The following is a 15,978-nucleotide window of genomic DNA, read 5'->3' as shown; positions in this document are numbered from 1 at the left end:
GAACTTATTCCTGATTAGCGGTGATGTAGTCGATAGCCGCTTGAACAGTGGTGATCTTCTCGGCTTCTTCATCAGGAATTTCGGTATCGAATTCTTCTTCCAGCGCCATTACCAGTTCAACGGTATCCAAAGAGTCAGCGCCCAGGTCGTCGACGAAGGAGGCAGCGTTCTTCACGTCTTCTTCTTTAACACCCAGTTGTTCGATGATGATTTTCTTTACGCGTTCTTCGATGTTGCTCATGACCTGAATTTTCCTTTAAAAATACGCTATTGCGTCTGGTTGGGGTAGTGTATTCAATTGACGTGAGTTTGCAAGTGACTTGCCGCTGGTCAAACCACGAAATGTGCCAAACTTCGGCGTATTATCGCAAATTTGAACAGAACTCACGACAAATTGATTACACCATGTACATCCCGCCATTAACATGCAGGGTTTCGCCGGTAATATAGGCGGCATCATCCGATGCCAAGAATACCACAGCGGCAGCAATTTCTTTCGGATCGCCCAAACGGGCGGCAGGCACCTGATTCATGATGCCGGCGCGCTGCTCTTCATTGAGCGCCTTGGTCATGTCGGTCTCGATGAAACCGGGAGCAACCGCATTCACCGTGATGCCACGGGATGCCACTTCACGGGCCAGCGACTTGGTAAAACCAACCAGACCGGCCTTGGCAGCAGCATAGTTGACCTGACCGGCGTTGCCCATGGTGCCGACCACGGAACCGATGCTGATGATGCGACCGTTACGCTTCTTCATCATGGCACGCAATACCGGCTTGCTCAGACGGTACAGGGAGGTGAGATTGGTGTCGATGATCTCGTTCCACTCGTCATCCTTCATCCGCATCAGCAGGTTGTCGCGGGTGATGCCGGCGTTGTTGATCAGGATGTCGATGTCGCCAAAACGCGCCTTGATGGCTGCGAAGACGGTTTCGATGGATTCCTGACTGGTCACGTTCAGTGCCATGCCGCAGCCTTGCTCACCCAGGTAAGCACTGATCGCTTCGGCGCCGCTCTCGCTGGTCGCGGTCCCCACGACTTTGGCGCCACGAGCAGCAAACGTCTCCGCAATCGCACGACCAATGCCACGGCTGGCGCCAGTGACCAACACAACCTTATCGGTAAAACTCATGACTTGCTCCTGTTTACTTGATCTGGGCCAGCGCCTGCTCGAACGAGGCGGCGTCGTTGGCGTGAATACCTTCCACTCGCGCATCGATACGCTTGGCCAAGCCGGTCAACACCTTGCCCGGACCCATCTCGATTTCGAGGGTTACACCGTCGTTTGCCATGCGCTCTACCGTTTCAGTCCAGCGAACCGGGCTGAACAGCTGACGCACCAGGGCTTGCTTGATGGCGGCCGGATCCTGCTCACAGGAAACGTCGACATTATTGATGACGGCGATGGCAGGAACCTTGATCTCGATCCCATCCAGGGCGGCGGCCAGTTTTTCTGCGGCCGGTTTCATCAGGGCGCAGTGGGAGGGCACGGAGACCGGCAGCGGCAGGGCACGCTTGGCACCTGACTCTTTCATCAGCACGTTGGCACGCTCGACCGCCTCTTTGTGGCCGGCGATGACCACCTGGCCCGGAGAGTTGAAGTTGACCGGAGAGACCACCTGCCCCTGGGCCGCTTTCTCACAGTTGGCAGCGATGCTTTCGTTGTCCAGACCGATGATGGCAGCCATGGCGCCAGTGCCTTCCGGTACGGCTTCCTGCATGGCCAGACCACGCAGCTCGACCAGTTTGACGGCATCGGCAAACGCCAGCGCGCCGCTGCACACCAGGGCGGAGTATTCCCCCAGGCTGTGGCCGGCCATCACGGCGGGGGTTGCCCCCCCCTGTTGCTGCCACAGGCGCCACAGCGCGACGGAGGCGGTCAACAGTGCAGGCTGGGTACGCCAGGTCTTGTTGAGATCCTCGGCCGGGCCTGCCATCACCAGGGCAAACAGGTCATAACCCAGCACCTGGCTCGCCTCGGCGAAGGTCTCTTTAATCACGGCGTGTTGCTCGGCCAGCTCGGCCAGCATGCCGACGCTCTGGGAGCCTTGTCCCGGGAAGGCAATGGCAAATCGGGTCATCATTGATTCCTTTAAGGTAAGACGAATTCGGTAAGCGGGCGCCCGAGGACCGGGCACCGCTCGGTATCAGAGGCGAACCAGCGCAGAGCCCCAGGCAAAACCGCCGCCGAAGGCTTCCAGCAGGACCAGTTGGCCGGGTTTGATGCGACCATCACGCACCCCTTCATCAAAGGCGATGGGCACGGAGGCCGCGGAGGTATTGCCATGACGATCCAGGGTCAGGATCACCTTGTCGAGCCCCATGCCGAGTTTCTTCGCGGTGGCATTGATAATGCGGAAGTTGGCTTGATGGGGCACCAGCCAGTCCAGCTCGCTCGGCTCGACGTTGGCCGCAGCCAGGGTTTCGGTCACGATCTCGCTAAGGCGTGTCACCGCCACCTTGAAGACATCGTTGCCCTTCATGTACATGTAGGCTTCGAGCTCGGCACCCGGCATGCCGCGACGGGGCTGCGGCAGTTTGAGCAGCTCGCCATAACGGCCATCCGCATGCAGATGGGTGGAGAGGATGCCAGGAGTGTCGCTGGCACCGATGACCACGGCCCCTGCCCCATCCCCGAACAGGATGATGGTGCCGCGATCCTCGGGATCGCACATGCGTGACAGCACGTCCGCACCGACAACCAGCACGTGGCGAGCAGCGCCGGATTTGACGAACTGATCGGCGATGGCGAGAGCATATGTAAAGCCGGCACAGGCGGCGGCTACGTCAAACGCCGGGATCCCCGGTACGTCAAGCAGCCCCTGCAGTTCACAGGCAGCAGCTGGGAAGGCATTCTCTGCGCTGGTGGTGGCCAGCACTATCATGTCCAGATCGGCGGCAGTCAGACCTGCCGCATCAAGCGCACGCAAGGCCGCCTGATGAGAAAGGGTCGCGACGGTTTCGTCGGCTCCGGCGATACGGCGTTCACGGATCCCGGTGCGTTCCACGATCCATTCGTCACTGGTTTCAACCATCTGTTCAAGATCGGCGTTGGTACGAACCGAACTCGGCAGATAACTGCCAGTACCCAGAATTTTGCTATGCATAGAGTTTTATAAATCCCTGTCGGAAAAGACAGATTCAAGGCGATCTGCAATTTGCAATGGAAGTTGATGTCTGGCTTCTTGTGCGGCCAGCAGAATCGCATGACACAGAGCGCGGCGCTCGGCCCGCCCATGGCTTTTTACCACAATGCCGCGCAATCCTAACAGACTCGCGCCATTATACTGGTCGGGGTTCAGGTAAGAGAAACGCCGTTTGAACATAAATCCGGCGAGTCGACCAAGAAAACTGCGTTTTTTACGCGGATATCCGGCCAGTTCAGCCATCATCCGCACCACCCCCTCCGCGGTCTTGAGCGCCACGTTGCCCACGAAACCGTCGCAGACGATCACGTCGCACTCGCCGCTGAAGATCCTGTCCCCCTCAATGAAACCGACAAAATTCAGGGCGGAGCATTGGCGCAGCAACTCGGCGCTGTGGCGCACCAGGTCGTTGCCCTTGATCTCCTCCTCCCCCACGTTGAGCAGTGCCACTCTGGGTGACGGTATCCCCTCGACCTTCTCTGCAACCACAGCGCCCATCACGGCAAATTGCAGCAAGGTGTCGGCATCGCAGCTCACGTTCGCACCCAGATCCAGCATCACGGTCCGTTTTCCACCCAATGTGGGCAGCGCCTTGATGAGGGCTGGCCGGTCAACACCGGGCAAGGATTTGAGCACGCACTTGGCCATGGCCATCAAGGCACCAGTGTTGCCTGCACTGACACAGGCATCGGCCACGCCGCTCTTGACCAGATCCAGGGTCACGCGCATGGAGGAGTCTTTCAGGGTACGCAGCGCCACGATAGGCTTTTCGCCCATGCCCACGACCTGGGAGGCATGCACGAGACGAACGCGAGGGTGATTGAGCAGGCCATATTGCTGCAGAAGAGGGGCGGTCTGGTGTTGATCACCGACCAGAACAAGTTTTAGCTGGGGTAGAAGAGACAGTGCCTGCACGGCGGCAGGCACTGTTTCCGAGGGGCCGATATCTCCCCCCATTATGTCTAGCGCGACAGTTTGCGTAGACAAAGGCAATCCTTAAGCGATTACCTTTTTACCGCGGTAGAAACCATCGGCAGTCACGTGGTGACGACGATGAATTTCGCCACTGGTCTGATCAACAGTCAGGGCAGCGGTGGTCAGCGCATCGTGGGAACGACGCATGCCACGCTTGGCGCGGGTTTTACGGTTCTGTTGTACGGCCATGGTAGGCTAACTCCTAAAATTCACTTACGTTTGAGCGCTTCAAGAACTGCAAAGGGATTCGGCCGCTCATCAGCAGGTTCGATTTCACCCCAGGTCATCTCCATGTTTCCTCTGGGACACACATCCACCGGATGCATGGCTACCTGAGGCAACGAGAGGATGAGTTCATCCTCCAGGATTTGATGAAGATCTATCTCGCCGTTTTCGTCCAATTCAATGGGCTCATAAGCTTCCGGCAGTTCTTCCTCGTTTGTTCTTTCGAACAGCGGAGTGTAAATAAAACTAGCTTCACAAAGGTGTTCAAATGTCTCACCACAACGCTGGCAAACCAGGTCGACCTTGGCATGGGCAGTGCCTTTCATAACGGTCAACTTCTGGACATCTTTGCCAAAGTGCAGTGTGACATCCACATCACTTCGCAAGCCTTCGGTTGATTCCTCCAGCCTGGGCATCTGCGACTTTTCCACTATCCCGACATAATCGAGTAGCTTCAAGGCATTACGGACTGGATCAACCTTAACGGGCAACTTCACCTTTTGCATAGGGCGCGAATATTATAGGTCCAACAAGGGATAGTCAAAGGAAAAAGTCCTTACCGCCGATGATTTTACCTTCACAGGCCCCTGCAAGAGGAACTTGTGCTCATCGGTGGCCGATTATGCCATATCGTGCAGGATCTGGCACAGGATCCTGTTCCCCTCCCCTGTCTGCCCACCGGATGTGCTCCTTGGTGTCTCATCAGGTGGCAGAACAGCGCGGGTCGCTCCCCAGCAGGCCTGGTGTCGCAGCCACTCTGGGCTCGGCTTCCATCAGTCGGCGTATGGCTTTGAAACTGCCCACGGCAGCCTTGATGGCAATGGGATTGACCAGCCAGCCCGGCAAGTTGTTGCCCGGGTTGGTATAGGTTTCGAGCCGAACGAGTGTGCTGCCATCCCGTTGGGGGAGCGCCTCCCACCGTCCGGCGCTTTCCTGGATCCGGAACAGCCCTGCATGCAATGGCAGGGCATTCGGCTCTGCCCACACCTCGAGAGTCAGGCTGCAATCAATGCGTCGACTCAGATGGGAGCGGGTGATGAGCTCCCTGTCTTGCACCGGCCAGGGAGATGCCAGGCGGGTATAGACCAGATCATCGTCGGGACCCGATCTGGCCAGCACCCTGACTTCACGGCTCTGGGGCAACCACTCTTCATGGCGCGCCGTGTTCCGCAGCACCGTGATCAGCGCGCCAGGATCGGCATTCACCCGCATCTCCAGACGTAAGGCCTGAAAAGAGGTCGGAGGATGTGGCTGGGTCCAGAGCATCACCCCCTCATCCCCCTGGCGAAGTTGCCATGTCCCTGCCCAGCTGGCGAAGGAGATCAGTGCCATGACCAAGGCCGCATATCGTGTCATCACGCTCAATTCCGATCTCTTGTGTTTGTGCTGTGGTTTCCTCAGCATGCATGCTTCCCGCTAATTAGGCGAGTCCCGCTGTAGACATCTCCTGTTTGCGTGGCCCCATCTGCACAGATAGAATCAACCAATTGATTTATAAATGGATATCATCAAAACATGCAGCCTTCCTTGATCCTCGCGTCCACCTCGTCCTACCGCAAGACCTTGCTGGAAAAACTCGGTCAGCCATTTCACTGTGCTGCGCCTCAAGTCGATGAGACGGCGCGACACGGGGAGACCGCAGAAGCTCTGGTCAGCAGATTGGCGTTTGCAAAGGCGAATGCCGTTGCCGCTGACCGTGATCAAGGATTGATCATCGGTTCAGATCAGGTGTGCGTCTGTGACGGGCAGATCCTCGGCAAACCCGGCACGGTGGAGAAGGCGGTCGAGCAGTTGCTGCGGGCACAAGGCAAGCGCGTCATCTTTTACACCGGGCTCTGTGTGATCAATGCTGCGAATGGCCATGCCGAGCAGCTCGTCGAGCCTTTCACCGTGCATTTTCGCTCGCTCGACGAAGCCGCCATCCGTCGCTATGTGGAGGCCGAACGTCCTCTGGATTGTGCCGGCAGCTTCAAATGCGAGGGAATGGGCATCGTCTTGTTCAAGGCGCTGGAGGGGCGCGATCCCAACGCCCTTGTCGGTCTTCCCCTGATAGGCTTGGTTGATCTCCTGGGTCGCCACGGCCTGGCTCTGCCATAACAAGAACTCTGCCATGAAAAACGGGAGCCTTGGCTCCCGTTTTTCATGGCTGTCAGCGTGGCAGCTTGGCGAGGAACGCCTCAAGCTCCGGTGACAATGGCGCTTCCACCTGCATCTCCCGCTCATCTACCGGATGAGTAAAGGTGAGCTTCCAGGCGTGCAGGAACAAACGCTTTAGCCCCTGCCCCCGCATTTTTTCATCAAACCCGGCCTCACCATATTTGTCATCGCAGGCGATGGGATGGCCGGCGTGCTGGGTGTGGACACGGATCTGGTGAGTACGGCCAGTGATGGGACTGCACTCGACCAGTGTGGCCTCGGCAAACTGACGGGCAATCCGGAACCGGGTCTCGGAAGGTTTGCCATCGCTGCTGACCCGCACCACCCGCTCGCCGGATTGCAGATCATTTTTGCGAAGTGGCGCATTGACCACCTTGACGTGGGGTTGCCACTGGCCGCGCACCAGCGCCAGATACTGCTTGCGCATGGTCTTGACCCGCAACTGCTCGTGCAGGCTGCGCAGGGCACTGCGCTTCTTGGCAACCAGCAGCACGCCGGAGGTGTCGCGATCCAGCCGGTGCACCAGTTCGAGGAAACGGGCTTCGGGGCGCAGAGCACGCAGCCCTTCGATGACGCCAAAACTGAGGCCGCTGCCGCCGTGCACTGCCATGCCGGACGGCTTGTTGAGCACTATCATGGCATCGTCTTCAAACAGGATCTGGCTCTCCAGACGCTGGATGCTGCCGAGGTTGGCAGAAGGCAACTCATTCTTCTCGGCCACACGCACGGGGGGCACCCGCACCTCGTCACCGGCACAAAGCTTGTATTCCGGTTTGATGCGCTTTTTGTTGACCCGCACCTCCCCTTTTCGAAGGATGCGATAAATCAGGCTCTTGGGGACGCCCTTTAACTGAGTCTTGAGAAAATTGTCGATGCGCTGCCCGTCATGCTCAGCTTCGATGGTGAGCAGCTGCACTTGTTGATGTATCTGTGTCATGGCGCGGATTTTAACACCGCTGACAGCCCTTGGCTCCATGCTTTGTTAAAAAATGGCGTCTTGCTATAAAAGTGGTTTAAATGGGATAATAAACAAGGTTTTGTCATTGTGTTCAAGCCTTGTACTAAGTGGCCAAAATGTATGCCACCCAATCCCGAAACACCGTGTATACAAGAACATGACGGTTCCCGGGTGCGAGGTACAACGCATGGAGAACACAAACAGAACCGACGTAAATTGTCTCCACATCGGTATCCTTAATTCACGCCCTCTCGAGAAGGCTGAACCAGAGTGCCCTTAGTTTGCGCCTCATGCATACCCCAACCGGGAGGTTGCCCCAGCATGCTGAAGACCCGAGGCCGGCGCCGGCAGGACCCAGTGGAGGAATCAAAATGACAAAATAATGAGAACTCAATGAAAAGAATGCTAATCAACGCGACTCAGGAAGAGGAGTTGCGCGTAGCGCTGGTTGACGGACAACAGCTCTACGATTTGGATATTGAAAGTCCGGGACACGAGCAGAAAAAAGCGAACATTTACAAGGGCAAAATCACCCGAGTAGAACCCAGTCTCGAAGCTGCTTTTGTTGACTATGGCGCCGAACGCCACGGTTTCCTGCCGTTAAAGGAAATCGCCCGCAATTACTTCCCCTCCGGTTACTCCTATCAGGGTCGTCCCAACATCAAAGAAGTGGTCCGCGAAGGCCAGGAAGTGATTGTCCAGATCGACAAGGAAGAGCGTGGTACCAAGGGTGCAGCCCTCACCACCTTCATCAGTCTGGCTGGCAGCTACTTGGTGCTGATGCCGAACAACCCCCGTGCCGGCGGCATCTCCCGTCGCATCGAGGGTGACGAGCGGACCGAGCTGAAGGAAGCCCTGAGCGGACTGACCGTACCGGACGGCATGGGCCTCATCGTGCGCACTGCCGGTGTGGGCAAGTCCCCGGAAGAGCTGGAGTGGGATCTGAACGTTCTGCTCAATCACTGGGACTCCATCCACAAGGCGTCACAACAACGTTCCGCTCCGGTGCTCATTCACCAGGAAAGCAACGTCATCGTGCGCGCCATCCGTGACTATCTGCGTCGCGATGTGGGCGAGATCCTGATCGACAACCCGGTTATCTTCGAACGCGCCAAGTCGCATATCGAGCTGGTCCGTCCCGATTTCCTCAATCGCGTGAAGCTGTACAAGGGCGATGTCGCTCTGTTCAACCACTTCCAGATCGAGAGCCAGATCGAATCGGCCTTCCAGCGCGAAGTGCGCCTGCCCTCCGGCGGCAGCATCGTCATCGACCCGACCGAAGCACTGACCTCCATCGATATCAACTCCTCCCGCGCCACCAAGGGCGGCGATATCGAAGAGACCGCCCTGCAGACCAACCTGGAAGCGGCCGACGAGATTGCCCGTCAATTGCGCCTGCGTGACCTGGGTGGCCTGATTGTCATCGACTTCATCGACATGACCCCGGTTCGCCATCAGCGCGAAGTGGAAAACCGTCTGCGTGAAGCGGTGCATCAGGATCGTGCCCGTATCCAGCTGGGCCGTATCTCCCGTTTCGGTCTGCTGGAGATGTCTCGCCAGCGTCTGCGTCCCTCCCTCAACGAGTCCAGCAGCCATATCTGCCCCCGTTGCCAGGGTCAGGGGGTCATCCGTGACAACGAATCCCTCGCCCTGTCCATCCTGCGTCTCATCGAAGAAGAGGCCATGAAGGACAACACCGAGCAGGTGCATGCCCAGGTGCCAGTCGATGTGGCCGCCTATCTGCTCAACGAGAAGCGTACCTCCATCGCCAATCTGGAACAGCGCAATGATGTACGTGTCTACATCATTCCGAACCAGCATCTGGAAACCCCGCACTACGAAGTGACCCGCATCCGTCAGAACGAGATCCCGGAAGCGGCCAGCTACGAGCTCAAAACCGAAATTGCCAAGCCGGTCTACCAGCCGCGCCAGGCTCAGGTAGTCGAGCGCGAACAGCCGCTGCTGCAAGGGTTTGCCCCGGCTCCCCAGCCGGTTGCGCCCGCCGCCCCGGCTCCTGTTGCGACTCCCGCTCCGGTTGCAGAACAAGTCGGCTTCTTTGGCAAGCTGGCCAAGGCCTTCTCCGGCCTGTTCGGTGCCTCCTCCGATGCGGCTCCGGCCGAGGTGAAGGCGCCTGCCGACAAACCGGCCGCCCAGCGCGAAGCTCGCAAAGATGACGGGCACCGTCACCAGCGCGATGAATCCCGCAGCCGTGGTCAACGTGGCCGTCGTGACGACAACCGCAGCAATCGCAACGCCGAGAGCGGTGACAAGCGTGAAGGTGCGGCAAACCGCGATGGCGCAGAGAACCGCAATCGTCGCCCGCGCAAAGAGCGTGAGCCGCGCCAGGAACGGGAACCCCGTGGTGACGTGCGCACCGAACAGCGCATGGAGCGTGAGCCTCGCGAACCCCGCCAGGAGCGCGAACCTCGTGCTCCGCGTCCTGCTCGTGAACCTCGCGCCCCCCGCGAACCCCGTGCCGAGGTGATCGTCGAGGCGGTTGATACCGTTGATACTGCGGTCGCCAGCGCTGAACCGCGTCAGGAGAAAGAGCAGAAAGTTGCTGAGCGCCGTGAACGTCGCCAACTGCGCAAGCAGATCCGTGTCGATGTCGCCGCGACCGACACCCCTGCCCTGCCGAGTGACGAGCACGTCGTCACCGATGTCGCCGACGTGCAAGCCGCCGCTGAGCAGCAAGAAGAGCAAGGCGAAGGTCAGCGTCGCTCCCGCCGTACTCCGCGCAATCAGCGTATCGAAGGGCAACGTCGCAAGCGCATCAACGAAGAGGCTCGTGGCCAGCGTGAAGACGAAGCACAAGGTGAAGTGCAGCTGACTACCGCGGCCCAGGCCGATGCGGCTCAGGTGAAGGTGGAAGAACCGGTTGTGCCTGTCATCACCATTCCGAGCGCAGAAGCGGTTGCAGCAGCCCTGCAGGCCTCCGCCGCTCTGACCGAGCACGTGGTGGCTGAAGCCGTTGCTGAGGAAGCGGCAGAGCAAGCACTGGCAGCCCAGGCTGTGGACGTGCCCTCCACTGACGAAGTTGAGCAGGCTGCGCAAGCAGACGCTGAACCCGTCGCCGAAGTGGCAGTTGTCGAACCCGAGATGGTCGAACCTATCGTCGACACCGCCTCTCATGACGAACCTGTAGCCGTGATCGACGCTGTCGAGCAGACCCAGCAAGTGGAGGCCATCCCAGAAGAGGTTGCACCGGTTGCTGAAGCGGCACCTGTCGTGATCGCTGAGGAGACGGCCACCGCCGAGGCGGAGGTCGTCGAGATGCCGGCTGCCGTGGTGCAAACCGAGCCAGCAACCAGCCCCGAAGTGAAGGTCAGCAAGGGTGCCGGTGTATTGGCCCGTGCCCGCAAGGCTTATGCCCCCATGGCAACGCCGGCTGCGGCTCCTGCCCCGACACCCCGTGAACCCGTGGAGTACGCTCCCCTGGTACGCAGCGAAGTCGTGACCTCCGGTCGCCACGGTGGCAGCACCGCTGCCAGCAACGTGGCAACCAGCCCGGCCGGTCGCCCCTGAGCAGACTCGTAGTCTGAATAAAGAGCCACACATTGTGTGGCTCTTTTTTTGTCTCTTTTTTGGGGCTGACATCTCCTTGCTCTCCCCCCTGCCTGTTCGATATCCGCCGCTTTCCCGATGTTCAGCGACCACACACACCCAGTCCAAACAAGACGTGAATAACACACCAGACAGAGGATTCATCTCTGTCAAAGCATCACGACATGCTCTGCTTTGTCGATAGTTGACGGCATATGATGCCATTGGCAAACAGTCTGGCAGCGTTCCCCTTTGGTAGCACAGTCGGTGTGTTCGTGGTGGCTGAGACAGCCCAGGTTGAACGCGAATGCCAGACATAGGGCAACCTGTGGCACTCTTCACCCTCATCATTTTTAGTGAGCATTGAACACCCTCCCTTCTGCTTTACGTGCAAGCATCGGCTTGTAACAAGGCATCACACAGACAGGTCCCCTCACTGTGCACAACGAGTGGTTTAGGGATGTAGAGAAGCAAAAGAGGTGATAGATAATGTCATTCAACATCTTGTCTGATGGCATACAGCTATTACTCATTGAACTATTGCCGTATGACGTGACATTCACCAGGCAACAAAAAAGGGCCCGAAGGCCCTTGTTTCATTTCCAATGACTGTCGCGCTTACCCGCCAAAGAGATGGTTGTTCAGCAGGAAGAGACCGCCGGAGAGCAGCATGGTGAGCGGCAACGTCAGCACCCAGGCCAGCAGAATGGTCTTGATGGTCTGGCTCTGCAGGCCGGATTTGTTGGCCACCATGGTCCCCGCCACCGCAGAGGAGAGAATGTGGGTGGTGGACACCGGCATCCCGGTCAGACTCGCAATCCCGATGGACGCGGCGGCCGTGATCTGGGCTGCAATGCCTTGGCTGTAGGTCATGCCGGAGGAACCGATCTTCTCCCCTACCGTGTAGACGATACGACGCCAGCCCACCATGGTGCCGCAACCGAGCGCCAGGGCGATGGACACGATGACCCAGGTCGGCGCATATTCGGCCGTTGCGGTCAGATCCTTGCGCCATTTGGCGAGATCGGTCAGCTCCTTGGCCGGCAGCGGCAACTTGGAGACCTTGCGGGCAGTGTCGTCGATGCACAGCAGCAGACGACGCACCTCGCGGCGATCTACCAGGTTCATCTCCTCGTAGGTGCGCACCTGGCCCAGACGCTTGTCGAGGGTAGCCATGGCCTGCAGGGCCTCCCCTGCCGCACAGTGACTCATCAGCTCTTCCTGGGCTTTGGCAGGCACACTGAAGTTCACCAGATGGGAAACCTGTTCCTGGTTACGCTGGTAGATCTCCATGATGCGCTGGTTGGCATCCTGGGTTCTGTCCAGATCATAGGAGCGGCTGTTCATGTCCAGCGCAAAATAGGCAGGCGCCATGCAGATCAGCACCAGCATCACCAGACCGATGCCTTTCTGACCATCGTTGGAGCCGTGCACGAAGCTCACCCCCATTGCGGAACAAATCAGAGTGACACGGGCCCAGAACGGTGGATGCTTCTTGCCGTCCACCAGCAGGCGCTCTTCCGGGGTCTTGTGGATCTTGCTGCCAAGCCATACGCGCTTCATGGCGAACAGCAGCAGGGCGGCAATGATGAAGCCCACGGTGGGAGAGATGATGAGAGAGAGCATGATGTCGATGGCTTTGCCGACGTTGATACCCTCTTTCAGGGGTTGATGGCTGATCAGGGCATAGGCGCCGCCTACCCCCAGGATGGAACCGATCAGGGTGTGGGAGCTGGATGCCGGAATACCGAAGTACCAGGTTCCCAGGTTCCAGACGATGGCCGAGAACAGCAGGGAGAACACCATGATCAGACCCTGGGTAGAGTCCATGCCAAGCAGCAGATCGATGGGCAGCAGGTGAACGATGGCGTAGGCCACCCCCAATCCCCCCAGCATGACCCCGGCGAAATTGAACAGACCGGAAGCCACCACCGCCATATGAGCCGGCATCGCCTTGGTATAGATAACCGTTGCTACCGCGTTGGCGGTATCGTGAAAGCCGTTGATGAATTCATAGGCCAGCACAAAAAAAACGGCCAATACCAAACCGATTGACCACCACAAACCCAAACCACTAAACATTTCAAACATAAAAACGAACCTGTTTATGAGTTGCGGCGGATTATGCCAGAAGGCTCGATGCGCCATACCCGTTGTTGAAATATTTCAGCAAAAAAAAAAAAGGGCATTCCGTCAGAAAATGTCTTAGGGCCTGTAGGAACGGGGCTTGTCGAGGATTAATTTAAGTCCATTCCATTGCTGTGGATAGGCGCCAATCAAAGCCCAAGCATCGCTCGATGTCCCGAAAAAGGCCGCTTTTCAACCCGCTCGGCACGTCCGTTTCCTTTTGTCAGATATAAAAGAGGGTGCCCTGGCACCCTCCTCGATAGACAAGCCGCACGGTGCGGGGGTCAATCCTGGTTGATCCGGCTGGCCACAGCCCCTTGCTGACTCTTGTATTTGGCATTTTCCCGTTTGTTGTACGGGCGAGCCGCGGTACCTGACAGCATCTCGAAGTTCAGGGCACCGATCTTCATCTTGGGACGCAGGGCCAGAGGCAACTTGCCGCCGTTGTAAAACTCCAGCACGATGCGACCGGACCAGCCCGGATCGATGCGGTGGGCGGTGACGTGTACCATGAGGCCGAGGCGCGCCAGGGAGGAGCGACCATCCAGCCAGCCGACGATATCGGCGGGCAAGGTAACCGATTCATAGGTCACCGCCAGCGCCAGCTGACCCGGGTGCAGATAGAAGGCTTCACCGTCCGGCACGTGGATCTCCTCGCTCATCACCCGCTCGATGGCATCGGCCATCTCGGCACTGGTACCGCCAAGGTCGATGTAAGGCGCGGTATGATCGCGAAACACCCGAAACTCGTTGCCCAGCAGCACATCGACGCTGACGCCGCTGATCCGCTCAACACCGGGCCGTGGCTCGATAACGATCTTGCCTTCATCCAGGTGCCGTTCGATATCGGTATCACAAAGACGCATTCTGCGACTCTCCTGACAAAAGATTCATTAAAAAAAGCCGGGCATCACCCGGCTTGTTTTCTCTCAACCAATCAACATATGGCGGATACGCGCCTTGAGCATGTCGATGGCGATGCGGTTCTTGCCGCCACGGGGCACGATCACGTCGGCATACTGCTTGGACGGGTCGATGAACTGCATGAACATGGGACGCACAGTCTTCTGATACTGCTTGAGCACGGAGTCCATGGTACGACCGCGCTCCTGCACATCGCGCACCAGACGGCGCAGCAAACAGATGTCGAGCGGGGTATCCATGAAGATGGAGGCGTCCATCAGTTCGCGCAGGCGGCTGTCGGTCAACAGCAGTATCCCTTCGAGGATGATGACACGGCGCGGTGCAAAGGTGGTGACCTCGCTCATGCGCGTGTGCTCGGTATAGGAGTACTGGGGGATGTTGACCGCCTCCCCTTGCGTCAGCTGGGTCAGATGCTGCACCAGCAGATCGTGATCCAGGGCATTGGGGTGGTCATAGTTGGTCTTGACCCGCTCTTCCATGGTCAGGTGGGTCTGATCACGGTAGTAGCAATCCTCGGTGATCACACCAATCTGACCCGCTCCCAGCTCGGCCACCAGCTCTTCATAGATGGTTTGGGCGATAAGACTCTTGCCGGACGCGGATGCACCAGCAATACCGATGATCACGCAGGAATGTTGAGTATCAGACATTGAAAATACCTAAAGAGAAGAGCACTGGGGATTGTTTAAACCGATCCATTATATGAAAAAGGGGTGGCCATGCCCACCCCAAATCCGTCCCCCTTGGCCGAACGCCGATTATTCGTCCAGCGCCACCGTGTAGAGCGGAGTCGCAATCGGTTTTGCGCTGAAATAGAGCTCGGCCCCTACCCGGCGAGCCAGTTTCAGGTAAGTCTGTGACAGCTCGCCATCCGGCGTACCGAACACGGTGGGGCAGCCGTCATCCATGTGCTGGCGAATGTCGATATGCAGCGGCAACTGACCAAGCAGCGCCACGTGATACTGCTCCGCCATCTTCTGGCCACCGCCGGTACCGAACAACGGCTCGTGATGCCCGCAGGCACTGCAGACGTGGTAACTCATGTTCTCGACGATGCCAAGCACAGGCACATTGACCTTGTTGAACATGGCGATCCCCTTGCGGGCATCTGCCAGCGCCACATCCTGGGGCGTCGTGACGATCACCGCCGCCGTGGTGGGCACCTGCTGGGCCAGCGTCAGCTGGATATCGCCGGTGCCCGGGGGCATGTCCACCACCAGGTAGTCCACCTCGCCCCAGCGGGTCTCGTGCAGGATCTGCCCGAGTGCCTTGCTCGCCATGGGACCGCGCCAGATGGTGGCATCCTGCTCGGCCACCAGATAACCGATGCTGTTGCTCTTGATGCCGCAGGCCATCACCGGCTCCATCAACTTGCCATCAAAGCTGACAGGGCGCTCCTTGAGGGTCCCCGTCATGGTCGGGATGGAGGGGCCATAGATGTCCGCATCCAGTAGGGCGACCCGCGCCCCCTCTTTTTGCAGCGCCAGCGCCAGGTTGACCGCGGTAGTGGACTTGCCCACCCCTCCCTTGCCGGAGGCAACCACCAGGATATTGCGGATCCCCTGCACCGCCGCCAGTTGCTGCGCGCGGGGCATGCTGGCCACGTCTATCTCCCCCGTCCAGTCGATGCGGGTCGCACCGGTTGCGCTGCGCAGCCGGGAATCGAACTCCTCTTTGATCTGTTCAAACAGGGACTGGCCGGCAAAGGGCAGCACCAGCGTAATAGCCAGGGTCTGTTCGTGCCGCTCGACGGTACGCACAAAACCGGCCGCGACCAGATCCTTGCCCCATCCTGCCGGCTTAAATTCGGCCAGGATCTGTTTTACTGAATCAATCACCATTAACTCCCCATTATGTTGTCGTTATGCTGAGGTGAACGGTTACCGCACATAAATCAGTGGCTTGCCGACGTCATCGTGATG

15 protein-coding genes are annotated in these 15,978 nt (G+C 58.4%); 2 read left to right on the top strand and 13 right to left on the bottom strand.

Annotated elements, in window-relative coordinates; translation table 11 throughout:
* Window positions 1-4: 4 nt before the first annotated feature.
* The 8 genes from acpP to BN1120_RS19515 all read right to left on the bottom strand — a co-directional run bounded on the left by acpP (window position 5) and on the right by BN1120_RS19515 (window position 5,703).
* The gene (acpP, locus tag BN1120_RS19545; protein ID WP_005300909.1) at window positions 5-241 is read right to left on the bottom strand and encodes an acyl carrier protein; all 237 of its coding nucleotides are present in this window, start codon (window positions 239-241) and stop codon (window positions 5-7) included.
* A 157-nt stretch (window positions 242-398) separates the two neighbouring features.
* A complete protein-coding gene (gene fabG, locus BN1120_RS19540; RefSeq protein WP_039041169.1) occupies window positions 399-1,133 on the bottom strand; it encodes a 3-oxoacyl-ACP reductase FabG in 735 nt (244 codons plus the stop codon).
* A 13-nt stretch (window positions 1,134-1,146) separates the two neighbouring features.
* On the bottom strand, window positions 1,147-2,082 hold the full coding sequence (gene fabD / locus BN1120_RS19535; RefSeq protein WP_042017641.1) for an ACP S-malonyltransferase: 936 nt from the start codon (window positions 2,080-2,082) through the stop codon (window positions 1,147-1,149).
* 66 nt (window positions 2,083-2,148) lie between these two features.
* Complete coding sequence (locus BN1120_RS19530) at window positions 2,149-3,108, bottom strand: beta-ketoacyl-ACP synthase III (protein WP_010674740.1); 960 nt, start codon at window positions 3,106-3,108, stop codon at window positions 2,149-2,151.
* Window positions 3,109-3,114: 6 nt separating this feature from the next.
* Window positions 3,115-4,134, bottom strand: coding sequence for a phosphate acyltransferase PlsX (gene plsX / locus BN1120_RS19525; RefSeq protein ID WP_042017640.1), 1,020 nt, complete (start codon window positions 4,132-4,134; stop codon window positions 3,115-3,117).
* A 9-nt stretch (window positions 4,135-4,143) separates the two neighbouring features.
* Window positions 4,144-4,311 (bottom strand): 50S ribosomal protein L32, encoded by a 168-nt coding sequence (gene rpmF, locus BN1120_RS21105; protein WP_005300935.1) that lies wholly within the window; start codon window positions 4,309-4,311, stop codon window positions 4,144-4,146.
* Between the two features lie 20 nt (window positions 4,312-4,331).
* Window positions 4,332-4,853, bottom strand: a complete 522-nt coding sequence (yceD, locus tag BN1120_RS19520) for a 23S rRNA accumulation protein YceD (protein WP_029314532.1) — start codon at window positions 4,851-4,853, stop codon at window positions 4,332-4,334.
* Between the two features lie 196 nt (window positions 4,854-5,049).
* Window positions 5,050-5,703 (bottom strand): START domain-containing protein, encoded by a 654-nt coding sequence (locus BN1120_RS19515; RefSeq protein WP_042017639.1) that lies wholly within the window; start codon window positions 5,701-5,703, stop codon window positions 5,050-5,052.
* 159 nt (window positions 5,704-5,862) lie between these two features.
* Between BN1120_RS19515 and BN1120_RS19510 the strand changes: the two genes are divergently transcribed.
* Complete coding sequence (locus BN1120_RS19510) at window positions 5,863-6,444, top strand: Maf family protein (RefSeq protein ID WP_041215169.1); 582 nt, start codon at window positions 5,863-5,865, stop codon at window positions 6,442-6,444.
* A 52-nt stretch (window positions 6,445-6,496) separates the two neighbouring features.
* Here BN1120_RS19510 and rluC read toward each other — a convergent pair whose 3' ends face one another.
* Window positions 6,497-7,441 (bottom strand): 23S rRNA pseudouridine(955/2504/2580) synthase RluC, encoded by a 945-nt coding sequence (gene rluC / locus BN1120_RS19505; RefSeq protein ID WP_201889990.1) that lies wholly within the window; start codon window positions 7,439-7,441, stop codon window positions 6,497-6,499.
* 414 nt (window positions 7,442-7,855) lie between these two features.
* On the opposite strand from rluC, the gene rne reads away from it, so the two are divergent.
* Window positions 7,856-10,987, top strand: a complete 3,132-nt coding sequence (rne, locus tag BN1120_RS19500; RefSeq protein WP_042017636.1) for a ribonuclease E — start codon at window positions 7,856-7,858, stop codon at window positions 10,985-10,987.
* Between the two features lie 636 nt (window positions 10,988-11,623).
* On the opposite strand, the gene BN1120_RS19495 is transcribed toward rne, so the two are convergent.
* From BN1120_RS19495 to apbC, 4 genes are all read right to left on the bottom strand, one after another.
* Window positions 11,624-13,096, bottom strand: a complete 1,473-nt coding sequence (locus BN1120_RS19495) for an inorganic phosphate transporter (RefSeq protein ID WP_041211421.1) — start codon at window positions 13,094-13,096, stop codon at window positions 11,624-11,626.
* Window positions 13,097-13,416: 320 nt separating this feature from the next.
* Window positions 13,417-13,998, bottom strand: a complete 582-nt coding sequence (gene dcd / locus BN1120_RS19490; RefSeq protein ID WP_010674732.1) for a dCTP deaminase — start codon at window positions 13,996-13,998, stop codon at window positions 13,417-13,419.
* Window positions 13,999-14,061: 63 nt separating this feature from the next.
* Window positions 14,062-14,706 (bottom strand): uridine kinase, encoded by a 645-nt coding sequence (gene udk / locus BN1120_RS19485; protein ID WP_042017635.1) that lies wholly within the window; start codon window positions 14,704-14,706, stop codon window positions 14,062-14,064.
* Between the two features lie 108 nt (window positions 14,707-14,814).
* On the bottom strand, window positions 14,815-15,897 hold the full coding sequence (gene apbC / locus BN1120_RS19480) for an iron-sulfur cluster carrier protein ApbC (RefSeq protein ID WP_042017634.1): 1,083 nt from the start codon (window positions 15,895-15,897) through the stop codon (window positions 14,815-14,817).
* Between the last annotated feature and the right edge of the window lie 81 nt (window positions 15,898-15,978).

The organism is Aeromonas caviae, assembly GCF_000819785.1.
Taxonomy (GTDB): Bacteria; Pseudomonadota; Gammaproteobacteria; order Enterobacterales; family Aeromonadaceae; genus Aeromonas; species Aeromonas caviae.
Note: the sequence above shows the minus strand (reverse complement) of the source record. Positions and strands in the feature narration are given on the sequence as shown.